This is a genomic window from Micromonospora sp. NPDC005163, assembly GCF_053599835.1.
Genome location: NZ_JBSFYP010000042.1, coordinates 1 through 21,073, shown reverse-complemented (window position 1 = coordinate 21,073; position 21,073 = coordinate 1). Strand labels below are relative to the sequence as shown.

22 protein-coding genes are annotated in these 21,073 nt (G+C 73.2%); 13 read left to right on the top strand and 9 right to left on the bottom strand.

The window, feature by feature from the left end:
* Nucleotides 1-8: 8 nt before the first annotated feature.
* Complete coding sequence (gene serA, locus ACWD6N_RS25255; protein ID WP_450005193.1) at nt 9-1,607, top strand: phosphoglycerate dehydrogenase; 1,599 nt, start codon at nt 9-11, stop codon at nt 1,605-1,607.
* 84 nt (nt 1,608-1,691) lie between these two features.
* On the opposite strand, the gene ACWD6N_RS25250 is transcribed toward serA, so the two are convergent.
* Nucleotides 1,692-2,048, bottom strand: a complete 357-nt coding sequence (locus ACWD6N_RS25250; protein ID WP_089017345.1) for a hypothetical protein — start codon at nt 2,046-2,048, stop codon at nt 1,692-1,694.
* A gap of 368 nt (nt 2,049-2,416) precedes the next feature.
* On the bottom strand, nt 2,417-3,259 hold the full coding sequence (locus tag ACWD6N_RS25245; RefSeq protein WP_354966990.1) for an FAD:protein FMN transferase: 843 nt from the start codon (nt 3,257-3,259) through the stop codon (nt 2,417-2,419).
* A 227-nt stretch (nt 3,260-3,486) separates the two neighbouring features.
* On the opposite strand from ACWD6N_RS25245, the gene ACWD6N_RS25240 reads away from it, so the two are divergent.
* Together ACWD6N_RS25240 and ACWD6N_RS25235 are read left to right on the top strand one after the other, a co-directional pair.
* Complete coding sequence (locus tag ACWD6N_RS25240; protein WP_354966989.1) at nt 3,487-4,518, top strand: 3-isopropylmalate dehydrogenase; 1,032 nt, start codon at nt 3,487-3,489, stop codon at nt 4,516-4,518.
* Nucleotides 4,519-4,680: 162 nt separating this feature from the next.
* Nucleotides 4,681-5,778: a branched-chain amino acid aminotransferase gene (locus ACWD6N_RS25235; RefSeq protein ID WP_354966988.1), complete on the top strand. Its 1,098-nt coding sequence runs from the start codon at nt 4,681-4,683 to the stop codon at nt 5,776-5,778.
* Between the two features lie 10 nt (nt 5,779-5,788).
* Here ACWD6N_RS25235 and ACWD6N_RS25230 read toward each other — a convergent pair whose 3' ends face one another.
* The 4 genes from ACWD6N_RS25230 to ACWD6N_RS25215 all read right to left on the bottom strand — a co-directional run bounded on the left by ACWD6N_RS25230 (nt 5,789) and on the right by ACWD6N_RS25215 (nt 8,275).
* The gene (locus tag ACWD6N_RS25230; protein WP_354966987.1) at nt 5,789-6,529 is read right to left on the bottom strand and encodes a tyrosine-protein phosphatase; all 741 of its coding nucleotides are present in this window, start codon (nt 6,527-6,529) and stop codon (nt 5,789-5,791) included.
* A 56-nt stretch (nt 6,530-6,585) separates the two neighbouring features.
* Nucleotides 6,586-7,044, bottom strand: a complete 459-nt coding sequence (locus ACWD6N_RS25225; protein ID WP_354966986.1) for a PRC-barrel domain containing protein — start codon at nt 7,042-7,044, stop codon at nt 6,586-6,588.
* Between the two features lie 137 nt (nt 7,045-7,181).
* Nucleotides 7,182-7,712 carry a carboxymuconolactone decarboxylase family protein gene (locus ACWD6N_RS25220; protein ID WP_354966985.1) on the bottom strand — a complete coding sequence of 177 codons (531 nt, stop codon included), beginning with the start codon at nt 7,710-7,712 and terminating at the stop codon, nt 7,182-7,184.
* Between the two features lie 2 nt (nt 7,713-7,714).
* Nucleotides 7,715-8,275: a peroxiredoxin gene (locus ACWD6N_RS25215; protein ID WP_089017338.1), complete on the bottom strand. Its 561-nt coding sequence runs from the start codon at nt 8,273-8,275 to the stop codon at nt 7,715-7,717.
* 339 nt (nt 8,276-8,614) lie between these two features.
* On the opposite strand from ACWD6N_RS25215, the gene cimA reads away from it, so the two are divergent.
* Nucleotides 8,615-10,198, top strand: a complete 1,584-nt coding sequence (gene cimA, locus ACWD6N_RS25210) for a citramalate synthase (RefSeq protein WP_354966984.1) — start codon at nt 8,615-8,617, stop codon at nt 10,196-10,198.
* Between the two features lie 55 nt (nt 10,199-10,253).
* Here the strand turns inward: cimA and ACWD6N_RS25205 are convergent, their stop codons facing one another.
* Nucleotides 10,254-11,249: an endonuclease/exonuclease/phosphatase family protein gene (locus ACWD6N_RS25205; protein WP_354966983.1), complete on the bottom strand. Its 996-nt coding sequence runs from the start codon at nt 11,247-11,249 to the stop codon at nt 10,254-10,256.
* A gap of 339 nt (nt 11,250-11,588) precedes the next feature.
* Between ACWD6N_RS25205 and ACWD6N_RS25200 the strand changes: the two genes are divergently transcribed.
* The 9 genes from ACWD6N_RS25200 to ACWD6N_RS25160 all read left to right on the top strand — a co-directional run bounded on the left by ACWD6N_RS25200 (nt 11,589) and on the right by ACWD6N_RS25160 (nt 18,904).
* Nucleotides 11,589-12,098 carry a hypothetical protein gene (locus tag ACWD6N_RS25200; protein ID WP_354966982.1) on the top strand — a complete coding sequence of 170 codons (510 nt, stop codon included), beginning with the start codon at nt 11,589-11,591 and terminating at the stop codon, nt 12,096-12,098.
* Nucleotides 12,099-12,332: 234 nt separating this feature from the next.
* Nucleotides 12,333-13,382 carry an AAA family ATPase gene (locus ACWD6N_RS25195; RefSeq protein WP_354966981.1) on the top strand — a complete coding sequence of 350 codons (1,050 nt, stop codon included), beginning with the start codon at nt 12,333-12,335 and terminating at the stop codon, nt 13,380-13,382.
* A complete protein-coding gene (locus tag ACWD6N_RS25190) occupies nt 13,379-14,398 on the top strand; it encodes a DUF58 domain-containing protein (protein ID WP_354966980.1) in 1,020 nt (339 codons plus the stop codon). Before ACWD6N_RS25195 ends, ACWD6N_RS25190 begins: the two co-directional genes overlap by 4 nt.
* On the top strand, nt 14,395-15,354 hold the full coding sequence (locus ACWD6N_RS25185) for a VWA domain-containing protein (RefSeq protein WP_354966979.1): 960 nt from the start codon (nt 14,395-14,397) through the stop codon (nt 15,352-15,354). Before ACWD6N_RS25190 ends, ACWD6N_RS25185 begins: the two co-directional genes overlap by 4 nt.
* Nucleotides 15,355-15,393: 39 nt before the next feature.
* On the top strand, nt 15,394-16,254 hold the full coding sequence (locus ACWD6N_RS25180; RefSeq protein WP_354966978.1) for a S1C family serine protease: 861 nt from the start codon (nt 15,394-15,396) through the stop codon (nt 16,252-16,254).
* Between the two features lie 110 nt (nt 16,255-16,364).
* Complete coding sequence (locus tag ACWD6N_RS25175) at nt 16,365-16,661, top strand: hypothetical protein (protein ID WP_354966977.1); 297 nt, start codon at nt 16,365-16,367, stop codon at nt 16,659-16,661.
* Nucleotides 16,662-16,695: 34 nt separating this feature from the next.
* Complete coding sequence (gene arfB, locus ACWD6N_RS25170) at nt 16,696-17,121, top strand: alternative ribosome rescue aminoacyl-tRNA hydrolase ArfB (RefSeq protein ID WP_121654221.1); 426 nt, start codon at nt 16,696-16,698, stop codon at nt 17,119-17,121.
* 114 nt (nt 17,122-17,235) lie between these two features.
* The gene (locus ACWD6N_RS25165) at nt 17,236-18,234 is read left to right on the top strand and encodes an aldo/keto reductase (RefSeq protein ID WP_449938733.1); all 999 of its coding nucleotides are present in this window, start codon (nt 17,236-17,238) and stop codon (nt 18,232-18,234) included.
* A gap of 73 nt (nt 18,235-18,307) precedes the next feature.
* On the top strand, nt 18,308-18,904 hold the full coding sequence (locus ACWD6N_RS25160; RefSeq protein ID WP_354966975.1) for a TetR family transcriptional regulator: 597 nt from the start codon (nt 18,308-18,310) through the stop codon (nt 18,902-18,904).
* A 26-nt stretch (nt 18,905-18,930) separates the two neighbouring features.
* On the opposite strand, the gene ACWD6N_RS25155 is transcribed toward ACWD6N_RS25160, so the two are convergent.
* Together ACWD6N_RS25155 and ACWD6N_RS25150 are read right to left on the bottom strand one after the other, a co-directional pair.
* Complete coding sequence (locus ACWD6N_RS25155; protein ID WP_354966974.1) at nt 18,931-19,797, bottom strand: 3-methyladenine DNA glycosylase; 867 nt, start codon at nt 19,795-19,797, stop codon at nt 18,931-18,933.
* Nucleotides 19,798-19,831: 34 nt separating this feature from the next.
* The coding region (locus ACWD6N_RS25150; RefSeq protein WP_450005192.1) for a hypothetical protein at nt 19,832-21,073 on the bottom strand (1,242 nt) is incomplete at its 5' end.

Below are 21,073 nucleotides of genomic sequence, written 5' to 3'. Positions count from 1 at the left end.
GAGGACCGATGAATCCTGTCGTACTGATCGCCGAAGAACTCGCCCCCGCCGCCATCGAGGTGCTCGCCCACGACTTCGACGTCCGGCACGTCGACGGCACCGACCGTCCGGCCCTGCTCTCGGCGCTCTCCGAGGCCCACGCCGTCATCGTGCGCAGCGCGACCCAGATCGACGCCGAGGCGATCGCCGCCGCACCGCGACTCAAGGTGGTCGCCCGGGCGGGCGTCGGGCTGGACAACGTCGAGGTGCCGGCCGCGACCGCGCGGGGCGTCATGGTCGTCAACGCGCCCACCTCGAACATCGTCTCCGCCGCGGAGCAGGCCGTCGCTCTGCTCCTCGCCGTGGCCCGCAACACCGCCAGCGCCAGCGCCGCGCTCAAGGCGGGGGAGTGGAAGCGGTCGAAGTACACCGGCGTCGAGGTGCAGGGCAAGACCGTCGGCGTGGTCGGGCTCGGTCGCATCGGGGTGCTCTTCGCGCAGCGCATCGCCGCGTTCGGCACCCGGCTGATCGCGTACGACCCGTACATCCAGCCGGCCCGGGCGGCGCAGCTCGGCGTACGCCTGGTGGGCCTGGAGGAGTTGCTCCGGGAGAGCGACTTCATCTCCATCCACCTGCCGAAGACCCCCGAGACCGTGGGCCTGATCGGTGAGAAGGAACTGGCGATCGTCAAGCCGGGCGTGCGCATCGTCAACGCCGCCCGCGGCGGTCTGGTCGACGAGCAGGCGCTCGCGAACGCCATCGCCGAGGGCCGGGTCGCCGGCGCCGGCGTCGACGTCTACAGCAAGGAGCCCTGCACCTCCTCCCCGCTGTTCGCCTTCGACAACGTGGTGGCCACCCCGCACCTGGGTGCCTCGACGCACGAGGCGCAGGACAAGGCCGGCCTGGCGGTGGCCCGGAGCGTGAAGCTGGCGTTGCAGGGCGAGTTCGTCCCGGACGCGGTCAACGTGCAGGCCGGTGGCATGGTCGCCGAGGACGTGCGGCCGCTGCTCCCGCTGGCCGAGAAGCTCGGCCGCGCCTTCACCGCGGTCGCCGGCGGCGTCGCCGCCAGCGTCACGGTCGAGGTCCGCGGCGAGATCGTCAGCCACGACGTGTCGGTGCTCAAGCTCGCCGCCACCAAGGGCATGTTCAGCTCGGTCGTCGAGGAGCAGGTCACCTACGTCAACGCCCCGCACCTGGCCGCCGAGCGTGGCGTCGAGGTCACCCTGGCCAGCCTGGCCGAGACGGCGGAGCAGCCCACCCTGGTCACGGTGCGTGGCGCGCTGCCGGACGGCCGGACGGTCAGCGTCTCCGGCACGGTCACCCACTCCGGCGCTCGCGACGTCCTGAAGCTGACCGAGGTGGACGGCTTCGACGTGGAGATCGGCGCGGAGGGCATCCTGCTCTTCCTGCGCTACGCCGACCGGCCCGGCGTCGTCGGCACCGTCGGCACCCTGCTCGGCGAGTCGGGCATCAACATCGCCGCGATGCAGGTGGCCCGGCGCGAGGCGGGTGGCGAGACGCTGATGACGCTCACCGTCGACCAGGCGCTCGGCGCGGACCTGCTCACCTCGGCGGCCGACTCGATCGGCGCGACGGCGGCCAGCGCGGCGGACCTGCGCGACGAGTAGTCACGGCAGCACCACGGGGGGCCCGGCGATCCGCTGGGCCCCTTTGTCGTACCCGGGCTCGGGTGGTCCTGCCGCCCGCCCGGGTCAGCCGGGCAGCCGGGCCGGGGGCGGGTAGACCGAGCCGTCCTGCGGGTCGAACAGCATCAGCCCGTGCTCGCCGGCCAGCCGTTCGATGTCCAGCAGCACCTGGTCCGCGCAGGTCGGATGCAGGTTCAGCTCGACATGGTCGTGGGCGGCGTGCAGTGGCGCCACCGCCCACGGGCTGTCCGGGCCGGGGTGCCGGTCCGGGTACGAGGCGGTGATCGCCCGGTAGAAGGCCACCACTCGGGGGTCCGGGTAACGGTCCACGTGCCGCCCCTGCCGGCAACCCTCGACCGCGGCCCGCACGTCCTCGGGCGTCGCCCCGTCCTCCAGGGCCCACACGCTCAGATCGAAACTCACGGCGGACAGCGTGCCATCCGTCGTTCACCATGTCGAAACTGCCTCGCCGCAGGCCAATCACTGATCTGCCACGCTCCGGCCGCGACGGTCCGCTGTGGAGACTCTTGCGTCGAGTTGCGTCGATTCGCTAGCGTACCGACTGCGGTCACTGGCCGAGTTCGCGGCGTCGGCCCGTCTTCGGGTGGCGCGGTCGACGTCCGGCCCCGACCGGTCCGCACCCCTCGATTGTGCGAGCCACGCGCACTCGTCGCTGACCGGCCCCCACGGCCGTTGCCGAGGCTGTGGGGGCCGATCGCAGCCCGACCGGCCGAGGTGCCAACCGGGCCGGAGCACCGCGGGGAGGCGGGCTCGGTGCGACGACGTCCCGCTCAGCGCCGGTGGGCGAAGAGCGCGCGATAGTCGGAGCCGCCGCGGAACCAGGCCAGCCCGGTGGGGCCGGCGGCGTAGAGCGCGGTGGCGTAGGCGTCGGCCACGGTCAGGTCGGGGCCGACAACCGTGGCGGCGACGAGGTGGTTGGCCGGCTCGCCGGTGTGCGGGTCCACCACGTGCCCCTGTCGTCCGGTCACCCCGGAGGTGCCGACGGCGCCGGCGGTCATCTCCAGCAGCAGCGGCGCGCGTTCGGGCGCGGTCGGGTGGTGCACCGCCACCCGCCACGGCCCGCCGTGCGGCGCCCGGCCGCGGACCACCAGGTCGGCGCCGGTGAGCACGGCGTAGTCGTGGATGCCCGCGGCGCGCAGGCGGGCGGCCGCGCGCTCCACCGCCCAGCCGCCGAGCAGGCCGCCCGGGTCGAAGCCGCCCGGCACCGACCAGGCGTCGAACCACCCGTCGGTGGCGGCGCGCATCGCCGTGCAGCGGTCCACCAGGTCGGCCAGCGGGGGGTACGAGTCGGGACTGATCTCGCCACGACGCAGCCTGGAGACCAGGCTCTCCGGCCGGTTCGGGCCGTAGGTGAGGTCGATGGCGCGTAGCTCCGCGACGCTGTCCCGCAGTGCCTCGCCGACGCCCCGGCGGCCGAGCCGCTCGGGGGCGTTGAGCAGCAGCGTGTACTCGGCGGTCGGGGTGCGCACGGTGTGCTGCACCGCGATCCGGCCCTGGCTGGCGGCCGCCGGGTCGATCCGCTGCCGCCGGCTGCCGAGCCGGAGGTCCGGCCGGCGGTTCCGGAACGCCGACGGGTCCGGCCAGCGGGTCCGCGGCTGCTCGTCGATGCGCATGGCATCTGCCCCCTCGCAGTTGGGGTCGCGTCGTCGGTGACCCCCGGTTCGCAGGCCCCCGTGACCCGCTGATCCCCACGGTAGGCAGCGGAGATGACCGCCACATGAGTCCCGCCTGAGAGGGTGCTGTGTATCCGTCCTTCCCACATCGTGGAAGCTGCGTACCGGGAGGCGGGACGGAGACGTACCGTTGCGGCGACGGTGCAGTCGAACAGAGGAGTGCGGGCGTGGCGCGGATCGCGGTGGTGGCCGGGGACGGCATCGGGCCCGAGGTGGTCGCGCAGGCCCGCAAGGTCCTCGACGCCGTGCTGCCCGGCGTGCAGGCCACCGAGTACGACCTCGGCGCGGCCCGCTGGCACCGTACCGGAGAGGTGCTGCCCGACTCGGTGCTGACGGAGTTGGCCGGCCACGACGCGATCCTGCTCGGCGCGGTCGGCGACCCGACCGTCCCGCCGGGAGTGCTGGAGCGGGGGCTGCTGCTCAAGCTCCGGTTCGCCTTCGACCAGTACGTCAACCTGCGCCCGTCCCGGCTCTGGCCCGGGGTCGCCGGCCCGCTGGGCAACGTCAAGCCGGGTGAGGTCGACCTCGTAGTGGTGCGTGAGGGCACCGAGGGGCTCTACGCCGGAGCCGGCGGCTCGCTGCACCGCGACACACCCGCCGAGGTCGCCACCGAGGAGAGCCTGAACACCCGGCACGGCGTGGAGCGGGTGATCCGCGACGCGTTCGCCCGGGCCGGCCGCCGGGAGCGGCGCAAGGTCACCCTGGTGCACAAGACCAACGTGCTCACCCACGCCGGTTCGCTCTGGGCGCGGGCCTTCGACGCGGTCGCCGCCGAGCACCCGGACATCGCCACCGAGTACCAGCACGTCGACGCGGCCGCGATGTTCCTCGTCACCCAGCCGCAGCGCTACGACGTGGTGGTCACCGACAACCTGTTCGGCGACATCCTCACCGACATCGCCGCCGCGGTCACCGGTGGGATCGGGTTGGCCGCCAGCGGCTGCATCAACCCCGAGGGGGCGTACCCCTCCATGTTCGAGCCGGTGCACGGCTCGGCGCCGGACATCGCCGGGCAGGGCATCGCCGACCCGGTCGCCGCGGTGCTCTCCGCCGCGCTGCTGCTGGAGCAGCTCGGGCACGCGGAGGCCGCGGCCCGGGTCAACGCGGCGGTCGCCGCCGAGCTGGCCGGCCGGACGCCGGGTGTGGCGCTGCGTACCGCCGAGGTCGGCGACCGGCTCGCCGCACACGCCGTAGCCTGAGCCGCCCACGGCCGCGCGCCGGTCGGTCCGGCGAGGAGCCATCCGGGGTCGTCCATGCCCCGGGCGGCGCTACCCGCTGAACGACCGTTCGGGGTAAGTTTCTGGCACAGCCATGTCGGTGTGCGATCCCGCATGCCGTTGTCCCGCAGGGAGGTCAGCGCGATGAGCGGTGGTGACAAGCTCGACTTCGAGATCCGTCCGAATCCCGCGCCGGTATCCGCCACCGACCGGGCCGCCCTGCTGGTCAACCCCGGGTTCGGCCGGGTCTTCACCGACCACATGGTCACCGTCCGGTACGCCGACGGCAAGGGCTGGTACGACGCCCGGGTGGAGGCGCGCGGGCCGATCCCGATGGACCCGGCCAGCGCGGTGCTGCACTACGCGCAGGAGATCTTCGAGGGGCTGAAGGCGTACCGGACCGCCGACGGTGGCGTGACCATGTTCCGGCCGGACGCCAACGCCGCCCGGTTCGCCGCCTCGGCGCAGCGGATGGCGATGCCGACGCTGCCGGCCGAGGTCTTCATCGACTCGCTGCACAAGCTCATCGAGGTCGACCGGGAGTGGATCCCGACCGGCGCGGACGGCAGTCTCTACCTGCGGCCGTTCATGTTCGCCAGCGAGGTCTTCCTCGGTGTCCGCCCGGCCAACGAATACCTCTACATGGTGATCGCCTCGCCGGTCGGGGCGTACTTCAGCGGCGGCGTCAAGCCGGTCACCGTCTGGGTCTCGCCGGACTACACCCGGGCCGCGCCCGGTGGCACCGGTGCCGCCAAGTGCGGTGGCAACTATGCCGCGTCACTGGCGGCCCAGGCCGAGGCCATCGAGGCCGGCTGCGACCAGGTGGTCTTCCTGGACGCGGTGGAGCGCCGCTTCGTCGACGAGCTGGGCGGCATGAACGTCTTCTTCGTCTACGACGACGACACGGTGGTCACCCCGCCGCTGACCGGCACGATCCTGCCGGGCATCACCCGGGACGCGGTCCTCACGCTGGCCGGCGCGGCCGGGCACCGGGTCGAGGAGCGGCCGGTCACCTTCGCCGACTGGCAGGCCGACGCGGCCAGCGGCCGGCTCCGCGAGGTCTTCGCCTGCGGCACCGCCGCCGTGATCACCCCGATCGGCGGGGTCCGCTTCCCCGACGGCGAGTTCCTGATCGGCGGCGGCGAACCGGGCCGGGTCACGATGGCGCTGCGCCAACAGCTCGTCGACATCCAGCGTGGCGAGGCCACCGACCCGCAGGGCTGGGTGCACCGGGTCCTCTGACGCCTCCGCCCTAGTCGAGCAGGTGGTCGCGGAGGGTGGTGAGTTGCGCGTCGGTCACCCCGGCGTGGCGTAGGTAGCCTTCCACCGAGCCGTACCCCTCGCGCAGCTCGGCGAGGAAGAGCTCCATCGTCTCGGCGGGCGAGGCCAGGAACGGTGCCGGCACGTCCCCCACAACCACGTTGTTGGCGGCCAGCCAGGCACTGAACCGGGCGGACGCCTCGGTGCTGAGGGCGTAGTCCGCGACGATGTCGGTGTCGTCGACGCCCAGCACGGCGAGGGTCAGCGCGCACACGATGCCGGTGCGGTCCTTGCCGGCCACGCAGTGCACCACCACCGGGGCGTTGGCCGAGTCGGCGATCAACCCGATCGCCTCGGCCAACCCGCCGGTGCCGGTCTGTGCGAGGGCGGCGTACCGGTCCGCGAGGTAGCGCGCCAGGCTGTCGCCCTCGCGGTACGGCTGCTCGCCCCACTCCGCGTGCTCCGGGTGGATGTTCCGGTAGGTCAGCCCCTGGTACGACGGCACCCGGCCGTCCCGTTCCACCTCGTGCGGGCGGCGCAGGTCGATGACGGTGCGGATGCCGATCGCGGCGAACGCGTCCCGGTCGTTCTCGTTGAGGCGGTGCAGTGAGTCCGAGCGGTAGAGCCGTCCCCGGCGCACGGTGCGGCCGTCGTGACCGGGGTAGCCACCGACGTCGCGGAAGTTGAAGGTCGCGGGCAGCGAGATGTTTCGGTTGTCCTCGATGGCGTCCACGCTGACACGGTAACGGCCGGTGGGACAAGGCCCCACCGGCCGTCGGGTCCGATCGGCTACCGCCCGGTGCCGGGCGGGAGTGCGCCGTATGTCTCGTCGTAGTAGCCACCCAGCTGGTTGCGGTAGTGCGGGTCGCTGTGGCTGGTCTCGTCGTACTCCGGGGCGGCCTTGATCTGGTCGCGGGTCCGGTCCACGGAGACGGTGCGCTGGTCGTGGTCGACCTGGTTGACCGTGCCGGCCGGCAGCATCACCTTCTTGCCGAAGATCCACGGGCCGGTGTCCACCACCAGGTAGCTGCCGTCCACCTCGTGGCTGGCGCTGTCGATCTTGCCGATCCCACCGTCGGTGGCCTCGACCGCGTAGCCGACCAGGTCGGCGTCGGCCACCCCGGCCTGGTCGCGGTAGCGCCAGGGGTCGAAGGCGCCGGCCGGGGCGCCCCCGGGCACGGTGCCCTGGTCGCCTCCGCGCAGCGGCTCCGGCGCGGCGTGCGTCGCGTGCGGGTCGATCCTGTCCATGCCGTTCACTCCTGACTGTCGCCGATGCGCACGGCGTAGGTGAGTGCGTCCCCGCAGGAGCTACCCGGTCGCCGGGGGCCGGAAACGGCGACGGGCCGACGCCGCGGTGCGGCGTCGGCCCGTCGGGGCGTACCTGCTCAGGCCAGCGCGGCCTCGGCGTCCAGGGTGACCGCCGCGGCGTGCACCACGGCGGAGATTCGCAGCGCCTCGTGCACCTGCTCCCGGGTGAAGCCGCTGCCGCGCAGCGTCTTCTCGTGCGACTCGAGGCACACCCCGCAGCCGGTGATCGCCGACACGGCGAGGCACCAGAGCTCGAAGTCGCCCTTGTCCACCCCCGGCCGGGCGATGATCTGCATCCGCAGCCGGGCCGGCATCGAGGCGTACTGCTCGTCGCCGATGAGGTGCTTGGCCCGGTAGTAGACGTTGTTCATCGCCATGATGGCCGCGGCGCCCTTGGCCGCCTCGACACCCTCCGGCATGAGGTGACCGAGCGCCTCGGCGGCGATCTCGCGCAGCACCATCGGGTTGCGGGCGGCCACCGCGCAGGCCAGCGCGGTGCCCCAGGCCTGCACCGGGGTCAGCGTCGAGGTGCCGACGGTGGAGCCCAGGTTGAGCTTGATGTCCTTGGCGTACTCGGGCAGGGCCGCCTTGATCGCGTCCAGACCCATGGTCAGGCTCCGGCGCCGGCGAGGAGCGCGCTGGCGTCGAGGGTCTCGCCGCCCTTGTTCCAGTTGCACGGGCACAGCTCGTCGGTCTGCAGCGCGTCGAGCACCCGCAGCACCTCGGAGACGTTGCGGCCGACCGAGCCGGCGGTCACCATGGCGAACTGGATCTCGTTGTTCGGGTCGATGATGAAGGTCGCCCGCTGGGCCACGCCGTCCTCGCCGAGCACGCCGCAGGCGGCGGCCAGCTCACGCTTGATGTCGCTGAGCATCGGGAAGGGCAGCTCCCGCAGGTCCGGGTGGTCCTTGCGCCACGCGTAGTGGACGTACTCGTTGTCCACCGACGCCCCCAGGACCTGCGCGTCCCGGTCGGCGAACTCGCCGTTGAGCCGGCCGAACTCGGCGATCTCCGTCGGGCAGATGAAGGTGAAGTCCTTCGGCCAGAAGAAGACCACCCGCCACTTTCCCTCGTGGGACTTGTGGTTGAGCGTCTCGAACGCCTTGTCGGCGTCCAGCGACACACAGGCGGTGAGTTCGTACTCGGGGAAGCGGTCACCGACAGTGAGCAAGGGTCCTCCTTGGGAGCGGCACAGGGCCCGATAACTGGATCGGTTCCAGATGCTTCCGTAGGCGAGTTTTCGCCGGTGGGCGGGCAGGTGACTTGTGAAGCCGATCACGAGCGGGGGGTTGTGCCCGAGACCGGAGGAGGGTCCGGGTCGGCCAACGGTGCGTCACCATCCCGCGATGTGGACTGTTCCTCCCAAAATCAGGGGAGCGGTGGCAGAGTAGCGATCGTGACCAGCACCGCCCTGATTATTGCGACCTAGCGCGCCGGCCCTCCCTCCGCCGAGCGCGCAGACCTCCCGCAGCCGCGGGGGGTCTTTTTGTTGCTCCGAGAAAGGATCCTGATGACGTTCCAGGTCTACGACACGACGTTGCGCGACGGCGCCCAGCGCGAGGGGCTCACCTACTCGGTGGTCGACAAGCTGGCGGTGGCCCGGCTGCTCGACGAGTTCGGCGCCGGCTTCATCGAGGGCGGCTGGCCGGGCGCGGTGCCCAAGGACACCGAGTTCTTCCGCCGGGCACGCACGGAGCTGGATCTGCGGCACGGCGTGCTGGTCGCGTTCGGCGCCACCCGCAAGGCCGGTGTGGCGGTCGCCGACGATCCCCAGGTACGCGGCCTGCTGGACGCGCACACCCCGGCGGTGGCACTGGTCGCCAAGGCCGACACCCGGCACGTCGAGCGCGCGCTGCGCACCACCGGCGCGGAGAACCTGGCGATGATCCACGACACCGTCAGCCACCTCGTCGGCGAGGGCCGACGGGTCTTCGTCGACGGCGAACACTTCTTCGACGGCTACCGGCACGACCCGGCGTACGGCGCGGCCGTGGTGCAGACCGCGCTGGCCGCCGGCGCCGAGCGGATGGTGCTCTGCGACACCAACGGCGGCATGCTGCCATCACAGGTGACCGCCGTGATCGCCGACCTGACCGACCGGCTCGGGATCGACGCGGGGCTGCTCGGCATGCACGCGCAGAACGACACCGCCTGCGCGGTGGCCAACACGATCGCCGCGGTCGAGGCGGGGGTCCGCCACGTCCAGGGCACCGCCAACGGGTACGGCGAGCGGCCCGGCAACGCCGACATCTTCGCGGTCGTCGCGAACCTCGAACTCAAGCTGGGCATGCCCGTCCTACCGGAGGGCTGCCTCGCGCAGATGGTGCGGGTCTCGCACGCCATCGCCGAGATCGCCAACATCGCCCCCGACACCCACCAGGCGTACGTCGGGGCCGCGGCCTTCGCCCACAAGGCGGGGCTGCACGCGAGTGCGATCAAGGTCGACCCGTTGCTCTACAACCACGTGAACCCGTCGGTGGTGGGCAACGACATGCGGATCCTGATAACCGAGATGGCCGGCCGGGCCAGCGTCGAGCTCAAGAGTCGTGAGCTCGGCCTGGACCTGGCCGGCCGACCGGAGGCGCTGACCCGGGTCACCAACCGGGTCAAGGAACTGGAGGCCGGCGGCTGGTCCTTCGAGGCCGCGGACGCCTCCTTCGAGCTGCTGGTCCGTTCGGAGCTTCCGGAGGGCGGCCCGGCCCGGCCGTTCACGCTGGAGTCGTACCGGGTGCTGGTCGAGCACCGCGAGGACGGCGCGGTGGTCTCCGAGGCAACCGTCAAGATCCGGGTACGCGGCGAGCGGGTGATCGCCACCGCCGAGGGCAACGGTCCGGTCAACGCGCTGGACGAGGCGCTGCGGGTGGGGCTGGCCCGGCACTACCCGCAGCTGCGCGACTTCGAGCTGGCCGACTACAAGGTGCGCATCCTGGAGGGCAGCCACGGCACCGGCGCCGTCACCCGGGTGCTGCTGGAAACCGCCGACAGCGGCGGCCGGGACTGGACCACCGTGGGCGTGCATCCCAACGTGGTCGAAGCCAGCTGGCACGCCCTGGTCGACGCCCTCACCTACGGACTGGCCCCCGCCCCCGTCTGACCCGGATCTCCACCCCCGCCCGGATCGGGGCAGGGCGGGGCGTGGGAGCCGCGGGTCAGGTGGCCGGGAGGCGGAGGGTGGCCAGCACGGGACGGTGGTCGGTGCCGGGTAGGTCGTGCACGGTCACGGTCCGGGCGGCTATCCGGCGATCGATCAGCACGTGGTCGATGGTGACCGGCGGGATCAGGTCGCCGTCGTACGGGCCCCAGGTGCCGGTCAGCCCCGCTCCGGTGGCGTCGGCGGCGTCGACGTAGCCGGTTCGCAGCAGGGCCCGTAGCGGGCCGTGGTCGAGGGTGGCGTTGAAGTCCCCCGCGAGGATCCGCAGGCCACCGTCCGGAGTGGCCGGTGGCTGGGCGGTCAGGTCGTCACGCCAGGCGCCGACCTGGTCCAGCGCGTATGGCGCCGAGGGGTGGGCCGACTCGACGCGGACCGGGGGCGCGCCGGGGACGGCCAGCGTGCCGTACGCCTGGCTGAAGCCCCAGCCGCGGCGGTTGTGCCGGACACCGGCGTCGGTGATCGGCCAGCGCGAGTAGAGCCCCGAGCCGGGCGTGCCGACCTGCGCGTTGAGCTGCCGGTGGGGCAGCAGTTGGTCGAGACCGAGCCGATCGAGGGCGGCTTGCGCGTCCGGGGTGAACTCCTGCACGGTGAGCACGTCCACCCGGTGCCGCCGGACCAGCTCGACCAGCGTCCGCGCGTCGGCGGAGCCGGCGAGCAGGTTTGCGGTGAGCAGCCGCACGGTGGGCCCGCCTGTCGCGGGTTGCGGAGAGGCCAGGGCCCGGGGTGCGACCACGCTGAGCAGCGCCGCCGCGACCAGCGCCGCGACCGCCGCCGGCCACCAGCGCCGTAGGGCGAGGGTGAGGGTCAGGGCCAGCAGGCTCCAGCCCGCGACGTACGGGGTGAAGGCGAGCGCCTGCACCAGCGGCCCCCGGTCCAGGCCGGCCAGCCGGGCGGCGGCCCAGGCGGCCGTCGGTACGACCGCCAGCCAGCAGAGCACCGTACCGATCCGGTCGGCGCGGCGTCGGGCCGGTGCGGACGGGGCGTCGACGATCATGGCGGTGAGCCTAGCGGTAACCCCCGGATCCCATTTTCATGAATGGTGATGCGCTCACATCTCACAATTATCTGACGGCTGACCGACAGCTCGATAAAGCGAGATCAACTATTGACGTTCGGCTTTTTCCGATGCTACGTTCCATCTGGCCTAAACGACGCAACTCTGAGTAGTAATCCCAGCTCAGACCGGATCTGGATCGTTGAGAAATCAACCTCACCAGGTGCGCGTGAGATAACTTCCTCCGGTCTCATTGTCGTCGTCCACCTATTACAGGCAGTCATCCGTCCCGCCCTGCGGGTCGGCCGAATTCGCACGGTCACACAAGGGGGACCTGTCATGAGCACATCTTTCCGACGTAAGGCGGCGGCAATCACGTTCGCTGTCCTGGGGTTGAGCCTGGCCGGCGGCGGGATCGCCGTCGCCCAGCCGACCGCGAAGGCGCCGGAGGAGACCGTCCAGCCGGCGGCCCGCAGCACGAACGCCCAGCCGCCGGTGACGGCGGAGTCCGCACGCAAGGCGAAAGCCGCACTGAAGTCCGGCGCCGCAACCACACTCGCCGCCAGCACGAGCATCGTGGTCGTCAACGCCAACGGCACCAAGGCGCGCGGCGTTGGCACCGTGATCAAGTACGGCGTCGGCCAGTACGAGGTCCAGTTCGGTCACATCGTCACCACCGGCACCTTCGCGGCCACCGTCGGCCGCGCTGACTCCTGCTGCGTCCCGCCGTCCGGCGAGGTCTCGGTCGCGCCCCGGCTCGGCACGCCGAACGGGGTGTTCGTGCAGACCCGCAACTCGGCGGGGGCTGCGGCGGACCTGGGCTTCCACCTGGTCGTCCACATTTCCTGACGGTCCGGGTGCCGGCCCCGGACAGGGGCCGGCACCCGGGGTTGTCCCGATGAGGCCGCCGGCCCGCCCCGGCGGCTTCGCCCTGCACCCGGTCTGCTGCCGCACGCGTGGCTCGTGTCGTCCCGGGGCGGTTGTCACCCGACCGGACCGTTCATCCCGGGTCGGGGCGCCATCGGGCACTTGCGCGCTGATAATCCGACGTTTGCCGGGCGGCCGCCCCGGGAAGCAAGCACCGTGACGGACATCTCGGACACCCTGGCCAGCGTGCCCAGCCCGGTCGAAGCCGAGCCGACCGGCGTCGAGCTGGAACAGACCCTCTTCGAGGTCAAACGCGTGATCGTCGGGCAGGATCGGCTCGTCGAACGCCTGCTGACCGCCCTGGTCGCCAACGGGCACTGCCTCCTCGAGGGGGTCCCCGGCGTGGCCAAGACGCTGGCCGCGCAGACCCTCGCCACCGTGGTCGGCGGGACCTTCTCGCGGATCCAGTTCACTCCGGACCTGGTCCCCTCCGACATCGTCGGCACCCGGATCTACCGGGCCTCCAAGGAGACCTTCGACATCGAGCTGGGCCCGATCATGGCCAACCTCGTGCTCGCCGACGAGATCAACCGGGCCCCCGCCAAGGTCCAGTCGGCGCTGCTGGAGGCGATGGCGGAGCGGCAGGTCTCCATCGGTGGCCGCAGCTGGCCGGTGCCGACGCCGTTCCTGGTGCTGGCGACGCAGAACCCGATCGAGTCCGAGGGGGTCTACCAGCTCCCGGAGGCGCAGCGCGACCGGTTCATGATGAAGGTGGTCGTGGACTACCCGAGCGACGCCGACGAGCTGGCGATCCTCTACCGGATGAGCACCGACCGGCCGAGCCCGCGCCAGGTGCTCGACGCGCAACGGCTGCAAGACCTCCAGGCCCACGCCGAGCGGGTCTTCGTCCACCACGCGTTGGCCGAGTACGTGGTCCGGCTCATCCTCGCCACCCGCGACCCGGGCCGGTTCGGGCTACCGGAGATCGCGTCACTGCTGGCGTACGGGGCCAGCCCGCGGGCCACCCTCGGCCTGGTCGCGGCCGCCCGGGCCCGGGCGCTGCTGCGCGGGCGGGAGTACGTGCTGCCCGAGGACGTCCGCGAGCTGGCGGTGGACGTCCTCGCGCACCGGCTGGTGCTCTCCTTCGACGCGGTGGCCGACGGGGTCTCGGCCGAGGGCGTGGTCCGCCGGCTGGTGGAGGCCGTGCCACCGCCCCGGCTGGCCGACAGCCACCCGCAGCAGGCCCCCGACCTGGCGGCGGCATGAGGCGCGCGGTCGTCGCGCCGGCCGATCCCGGCCTCGCCGAGCTGGCTCCGGACCAGCGGCTGCGCCGCCTGGAGCTGACCGTCACACGCCGACTGAACGGCCTGCTGCACGGCCAGTACCGCGGCCTGCTGCCCGGGCCGGGCAGCGAACCGGCCGGCAGTCGCGAGTACCGGCCGGGCGAGGACGAGGTCCGCCGGATGGACTGGGCGGTGACCGCCCGGACCGCCGTGCCGCACGTCCGGCAGGTCGACGCCGACCGGGAACTGACCACCTGGCTGCTGGTCGACGCCAGCGCCAGCATGGAGTTCGGCACCGCGGACCTGGACAAGCGGGAGCTGGCGGTGGCCGCGGTCGCCGCGATCGGCTTCCTGACCGCCGGGGTCGGCAACCGGCTCGGGGCCCAGGTGCTGCGCGCCGACGGGGTCCGGCGTTTCCCGGCCCGCAGTGGGCGTACCCACCTGCTCGGCCTGCTCCGCGCGCTGCTGGCCGTACCCCGCGGCACCGCACCCGGCGACCGGCCCGGGCCGTCGGTCGGGGTGCCGGTCGGGTCGCCCGAGCTGGCGGACGGGCTCGACGCCCTGCACCGGGTCGCCAACCGACGCGGTCTGGTCGTGGTGGTCTCCGACTTCCTCGACGGCCTGCCCGACGACCCCGACGAGCCACCGCCCTGGGAGCGGACCCTGCGCCGGCTGGCCGTCCGGCACCAGGTGCTGGGGATCGAGGTGACCGACCCGCGTGAGCTGGAGCTGCCGGACGTCGGCCTGATCACGCTGGTCGACCCGGAGACCGGCCGCCGACGCGAGGTGTGCACATCGGACCGTCGGCTGCGGGAGCGGTACGCCGCGGCCGCCGCCGCGCAGCGTGACCAGGTCCACCAGGCGCTGCGGCGCAGCGGGGCCACCCACCTGGCGTTGCGCACCGACCGGGACTGGAGCGCGGACATCGTCCGGCACGTGCACGCCCAGCGTCGGTTGGCCGCCGCGCCGGCGGGAGTCGTCCGGGGAGGTGCCGCGTGATCTGGCAGTCGCCGCTGCGACTCTGGCTGCTGCTCGGCGTGCTCGCCCTGGTCGTCGCGTACCTGGTGATGCAGCGCCGACGCAGCCGGTACGCGGTCCGCTTCACCAACCTGCGGCTGCTGGACCGGGTGGCTCCGGATCGGCCGGCGTGGCGTCGCCACGTCCCCGCCGGGCTGTTCCTGGCCATGCTGGCCCTGCTCGTGGTCGGCTTCGCCCGGCCCACCGCAGAGGTCCAGGTGCCCCGGGAACGCGCCACGGTGATGGTGGCGGTGGACGTGTCCACCTCCATGCTCGCCACCGACGTCGACCCGGACCGGCTGACCGCGGCGAAGCAGGCGGCGCGGCGCTTCGTCGACGGCCTGCCCGACGAGTTCAACGTCGGTCTGGTCGCGTTCGCCGGCAGCGCGGCCGTGCTGGTGCCGCCCGGCACCGACCGGGAGGCTCTGGAGGAGGGGATCGGCCGGCTCGCCGAGGGGGTGACCGGGGTGCAGGGCACCGCGATCGGCGAGGCCATCAACACCTCGCTCGGCGCGGTCAAGAGCCTGGACAGCCAGGCTGCCACGGAGACCCCGCCGGCCCGGATCATCCTGCTCTCCGACGGGGCGAACACCTCCGGGATGGACCCGATGGAGGCGGCGGCGGAAGCGGTGGCGGCGGAGGTGCCAGTGCACGCCATCTCGTTCGGCACCCCGTCCGGGTTCGTGGACCGGGGCGGGCGGCCGATCCAGGTGCCGGTCGACGGGCAGACCCTCAAGGCGGTCGCCGACGAGACCGGCGGGATGTTCCACGAGGCCAGCACCAGCGAGGAACTGCGCGCCGTCTACGACGACATCGGCAGTTCGGTCGGCTACCGCACCGAACGGCAGGACGTCTCGGCCCGGTTCATCGGCCTCGGGCTGGTCTTCGCGATGGGTGCCGCCGCCGGCTCGATGCGCTGGTTCTCCCGACTTCCCTGATCCGCCGCGCGCAACGGACTTCGACCGTGAGGAGTACGCATGGCAGTGCAGACCGGACTGGGCGAACCGCGCGGTCCCTGGTTCATCTCGCCGGAACTCGACCCGGACGGCCGCGGGTTCTGGGACGCCCCCGGCAACGGGCGGGACCCCGGCGGACGGCGGCCGGGCCGACTGCTCGCCGCGCTGGCGGTGGTGGCGCTCTCCGCCGTCTCGGGCGCCGTGGCCGGTGGCGTGGTGGCCGGTCGGGACGGCGCTCCCGGCGAGGCGGCGGCGTCCGCCGCCCCGGTGCCGGCGGAGTTGGTCACCGCCGCCGAGCGGACCGTACCCGGAGTGGTGTCGGTGCTCGCCGGCGGCGCGAACGGCTCGTCCGCGACCGGTTCGGGCTTCGCCGTCGACGACGAGCAGCACCTCATCACCAACGACCACATCCTGGCCAAGGGTGGCGGCGGACCGGTGACGGTGGAGCTGCCCGACGGCCGCCGGTACGCCGCCGAGGTGGTCGGCCGGGAGCCGCGCAGCGACCTGGCGGTGCTGAAGGTGCCCGCGTCGGCCGGGCTCGCCCCGTTGCCGCTGGCCAAGCCGGGTGCCACGCGGGTCGGTGAGCCGGTGCTCGCGGTGGGCTCGCCGCTCGGTCTGTCCGGGACGGTAACCGCGGGAATCGTCAGCGCGTTGGACCGTCAGGTGCGGTTGGGCAACAACCGGCACAGCGCGGTGCAGACCGACGCGTCGATCAATCCCGGCAACTCGGGTGGACCGTTGGTGAACGCCCGTGGGGAGGTGGTCGGGGTGAACACCGCGATAGCCACCATCGACGGCAATGGCTCGATCGGCATCGGCTTCGCCATTCCGATCGAGCAGGTGCAGCAGACCGCCGACACGATCATCGGCAAGGGCGGCTGAGCTGCCCGGACAGCCCTTCGGGGGCCCGTGGGATCGCCGCCACTGTCGGATATCCGGCCGGAGAGCATCGGGCCATGGAAATATCACGCTCGGTATGGATACTGGCTGAGGTGGAGCGTCCTCTTCTCGTGGTCCTCCTGCTGGTGGGCCTGGTCATCGGAATTGCAGTGGGGTCGGCGTACACCCGGGCGCGGCGTGGGTGGAGTGACTATCAGATCGTCAAGAAGTCGGTGCCGGGTGTCCGGCGCAGCGCGTGGCTGTTGATCCGGGCCGTCGCCACCAAGGCCGGGGTGATCGCGCTGCTGCTGGTCGGCGCGGCGGCGTACGCCGCGGTCGGCTCCGACGACGAGACCGCGGGCCCGGCGCCCAGCCCGTCGACGACGCAGAGTGAACCACCGCACCGGTGACCTCGGGAGCGGCGGTGCGGGTTAGCCTCGGGGCGTGGACGACGGACTGCGGGTGACCGACCGGTGGGTCGTCCCCGCCGGGGAGCTGCGGGAGCGCTTCTCCCGCTCGTCCGGGCCCGGTGGGCAGGGCGTGAACACCGCCGACTCCCGGGTCGAGCTGAGCTATGACCTGGCGAACTCGCCGGCCGTGCCCGAGTCGGTCCGGTCCCGGGCGCTGGCCCGGCTGGCCAACCGCCTGGTGGACGGGGTGCTGACGATCGCCGCCAGTGAGCACCGGGCGCAGCTGGCCAACCGGGAGGCGGCCCGTGAGCGGATGGCCGCGCTGCTGCGCGAGGCCGCGGCGCCCCCACCTCCGCCGCGCCGGGCAACGCGCCCGTCCCGGGGAGCCAAGGAGCGCCGGCTGGCCGAGAAGAAGCGTCAGTCCCAGCGCAAGCGCGACCGCCGCGTCGACGGCGAGTAGTTCGTCCCAATTCCCTGGGCAGGCTCCGGGTCCTTGCAGCTACTGGATGACAGAATCTGGAATCTGTCAGCCAAAGGATGTACGCTCAACGGGTCACCCAGGAGAGGAAGACCCATGAACACCCGCATCCTCGGCACCACCGGCCCCACCGTCTCCGCACTCGGGCTCGGCCTGATGGGCATGTCCGACCTCTACGGCGCCGCCGACGAGGCCGAGAGCATCGCCACCATCCACGCCGCGCTCGACGCCGGCGTCACCCTGCTGGACACCGGTGACTTCTACGGCATGGGGCAGAACGAGATGCTGCTGCGCGACGCGCTGCGCGGTCGCAACCGGGACGACGCCGTCATCAGCGTCAAGTTCGGCGCGCTGCGCGACGCCGAGGGCGGCTGGAACGGCGTCGACGTCCGACCCGCCGCGATCAAGAACTTCCTGGCGTACACCCTGCGCCGTCTCGGCACCGACCACGTCGACATCTACCGCCCCGCCCGGCTCACGCCGGACGTGCCCGTGGAGGAGGTGGTGGGCACCCTAGCCGAGCTGGTCAAGGCCGGTCACGTCCGGCACATCGGCCTGTCCGAGGTGAGCGCAGAGACGCTGCGCCGGGCGCACGCCGTGCACCCGATCACCGACCTCCAGATCGAATACTCGCTGATCTCCCGCGACCCCGAGGCCGAGATCCTGCCGACAGCGCGCGAGCTGGGCGTCGGGATCACCGCGTACGGAGTGCTGTCCCGGGGCCTGATCAGCGGCCACTGGACGGCGCAGCGGGAGACCGCCGGCGCCGACTTCCGAGGCCACCTGCCCCGGTTCGCAGGCGCCAACCTGGACCGCAACCTCGCCCTGGTGGACGCCCTGCGCGCCATCGCCGAGGCTCGCGGCGTCACCGTGGCGCAGATCGCCATCGCCTGGGTGCTCGCCCGGGGCGAGAGCATCGTGCCCCTGATCGGCGCCCGGCGTCGGGACCGGCTGACCGAGGCGCTGGGTGCGACCGCGATCACCCTGACCGCGGCGGACCTGGCCGCGATCGAGGCCGCCGTCCCGGCCGGCGCGGCCTCCGGCAGCCGCTACGACGAGGCGCAGATGGCGCTCCTGGACAGCGAGCGGGCATGACCGCCGGGCCGTGGCGCGACCGCCGGCCGGGGGCCGCGCCACGGCCGTCCGCGCGGTCAGGAAGGCTGGAGGGATGAGCGACGCCACCGCCCTGACGGCCGACCGCATCCTCGACACCGCCGAGGAGGTGCTGCGCCGGTACGGGCCCGCCAAGGCCACCGTGCTGGACGTCGCCCGGGCGCTGGGCGTCAGCCACGGCAGCGTCTACCGGCACTTCGCCAGCAAGGCCGCGCTGCGCGATGCGGTCGCCGACCGCTGGCTGGCGCGGGTCTCCACCCCGCTGATCGAGGTGGCCACCGGCCCCGGTCCGGCCCCGCAGCGGCTGCGCCGGTGGCTCGCCGAGCTGAGCGGCACCAAGCGCCGGATCGCCCGCGAGGACCCGGAGCTGTTCGACAACTTCCACCAGCTCGCCACCCTCTCCGAGGGCGCGGTCGCCAAGCACCTTGAGGTCCTCGCCGGCCAGCTCACCCTGATCGTCGCGGACGGGCTGGCGGCCGGCGAGTTCAGCGTGCCCGACCCGGCGGTGGCCGGCCGGGCGCTGTTGCAGGCCACCGCCCGCTTCCACCACCCGTCCCACCGCACCGAGTGGAGCGAACCGGGCCTCGACGATGACATGGCAGCGGTGGTCGCGCTGCTCATCGACGGCCTGCGTACCCGCCCGGAGAGCTGAGTCGGGCTGGCTCGGCGGCGAGCAGGTCAGGCTGGCACGGCGGCGAGCAACCGGTCGCGCAGCACGGCGGCCCGGTCGGCGAAGCCGCGCTGCGCGGCGGCGTACTCCGCCCGGCCCTCCGGCGTCTCCACCCGCACCGGCGGATGACCCAACGCCGCCAGGTCGTACGGGGAGGCCCGCATGTCCAGGGTGCGGATCTCCCGGGCCAGCTCGAAGCAGTCCGCGACGAGCTCCGAGGGCAGCAGCGGCGACAGCTTGTACGCCCACTTGTAGAGGTCCATGTTCGCGTGCAGGCAGCCCGGCTGCTCGTGCGCGTGCTGGGTCTCCCGGGTCGGGGTGAGCACGTTCAACGGCCGGGCCGGCGGCGTGAAGAACCGGAACGCGTCGAAGTGGCTGCACCGCACGCCCCGCTCCTCGACGATCGCGGCGGTCCGCTCCGGGTCCAGCCGCAACGGCCAGGCGTTGTGCCGCAGCTCCTCACGGGTCTGCCGGTAGACCATCGCCCACTCATGCATCCCGAAGCAGCCGAAGTGCGGCGTCCGCCCGGCGGTGGCCGCCAGCAGCGAGCGGATCCAGCCGATCGAGTCGCTGCGTCGCGCCCGTACCGCCTCGGTGTCGAGGGTGACCCCGACGGTGGTGGCGCGGTAGTCCCGGCCGAAATCGGCCGGATCCGCGCCACGCAGCTCGACCCCCGCGCCCGGGTGCCAGCGACGCAGCTGGGCCGGACGGTGCGAGTAGTAGGTGAAGAGGAAATCGGCCACCGGGTGCCGCTCGCCGCGGCGCCGGCGGGCCAGGTGCGGGGTCAGCCAGCCGTCCACCCGCTCCTCGTGGGCCCGGCGGCGGGCCTGCCAGGCCGCCACGTCGAGCACGGCGGGGGCGAGGGCGGCGGTCACGGACCCCAGGGTACGACCGCCGCCCGCCCGCCGGTCAGGGCATGTCCACCCGCACGCCGGCGGAGAACACCCCGCTGCGCAGCTCCAGCTGCCGGGGCGGGTCCCGCCCGTCGACGGTGAACACCAGCGGGAGCACCACCCGGGTGCCCGCGGCCACCGGATCGGCGAAGACGTCCCGACCCAGGTTGGCCGCCTGGGTGGCCGGCTCGTCGGTGCTCACCCAGCGCCCGCCCGGCAGGTAGGCCCGTTGCAGCTGGCCGTGCCAGGGCTGCTGATCGCCGGTGACGTTGCGCACACCGACCGTGGCCTGGCACCGCCGACCCGCGGCCGGCGCCGTACCGCCGCCGTCGGCCGGCCCGGCGGAGCCGGCCGCACCGCACGACATCCGGTACACGGTGAACTCGAACGCCGACTCGCGCAGCGGCATGCCGACCGGGCCGGACACCGCGGTGCCCATCCACGCGCCGCTGGTCGGCTGCTTCTGGGTGTCGATCGCCGCCACCCGCCGGGTCGCTGTCCAGCCGGCAGCACCGAGTACGCCGGCCAGCACGACCACCGCCGCGCCGACCAGCAACCAGACCGGCGGGGTACGCCGACGCCGCGCCGGGCTCGGGGACGACGGACGCGGATAGACCGTCCCGCGTCCGTCGTCGGGCGCCCCGCCGGCGGCCAGGGCGGCGGCCGTCATCCGCCGCCCACGCCGGCGGCGACGCCACACCCAGAACGCACCGGCGCAGAGCAGCAGCAGGACGGCCAGCCCGGCCAGCAGCACCGGGATCCGCCGCCAGGCCGGCGCCTCGGTGACCTCGGCCGCCGCCGGCGTCGCCGCCGCCTGCCAGGTGGCTGTGGCGCAGTCGTACGGCCGGCTGCCGTCGCTGGTGAACGCGCAGGCCGGCGCGGTCATCGGTTGGCCCGGCGCGGTCGCGGCGAGCGCCGTGCCGAGCGTGGTGCTGCTGTGCGCGGGCAGCCTCAACCGCCAGGTCACCTCGGTGGCGGACCCGCCGGCGCGGGTGGCTCGCCCGCCGGAACTGATCGAGGTGGCCGAGGCGCCGGGCGGCAGCTCCTGGCGCACCGTCGTGTCGACCGGCGAGCTGCCCACGTTGCGGACGTGTATCCGGTACCGCGGGGCGGGGCTGCTCTCCGGCGCGACCGCCACCGTGACCGGGGGCGGGAGCGCCTTCGCCGGTTTCCGCGAGGGTGGCGCCATCGCTGGCGGCGCCGACGGTGGCGTGGGCTCCGCGGTCGCCGCGGCGGGTGCCCGCGCGGCCACCGCCAC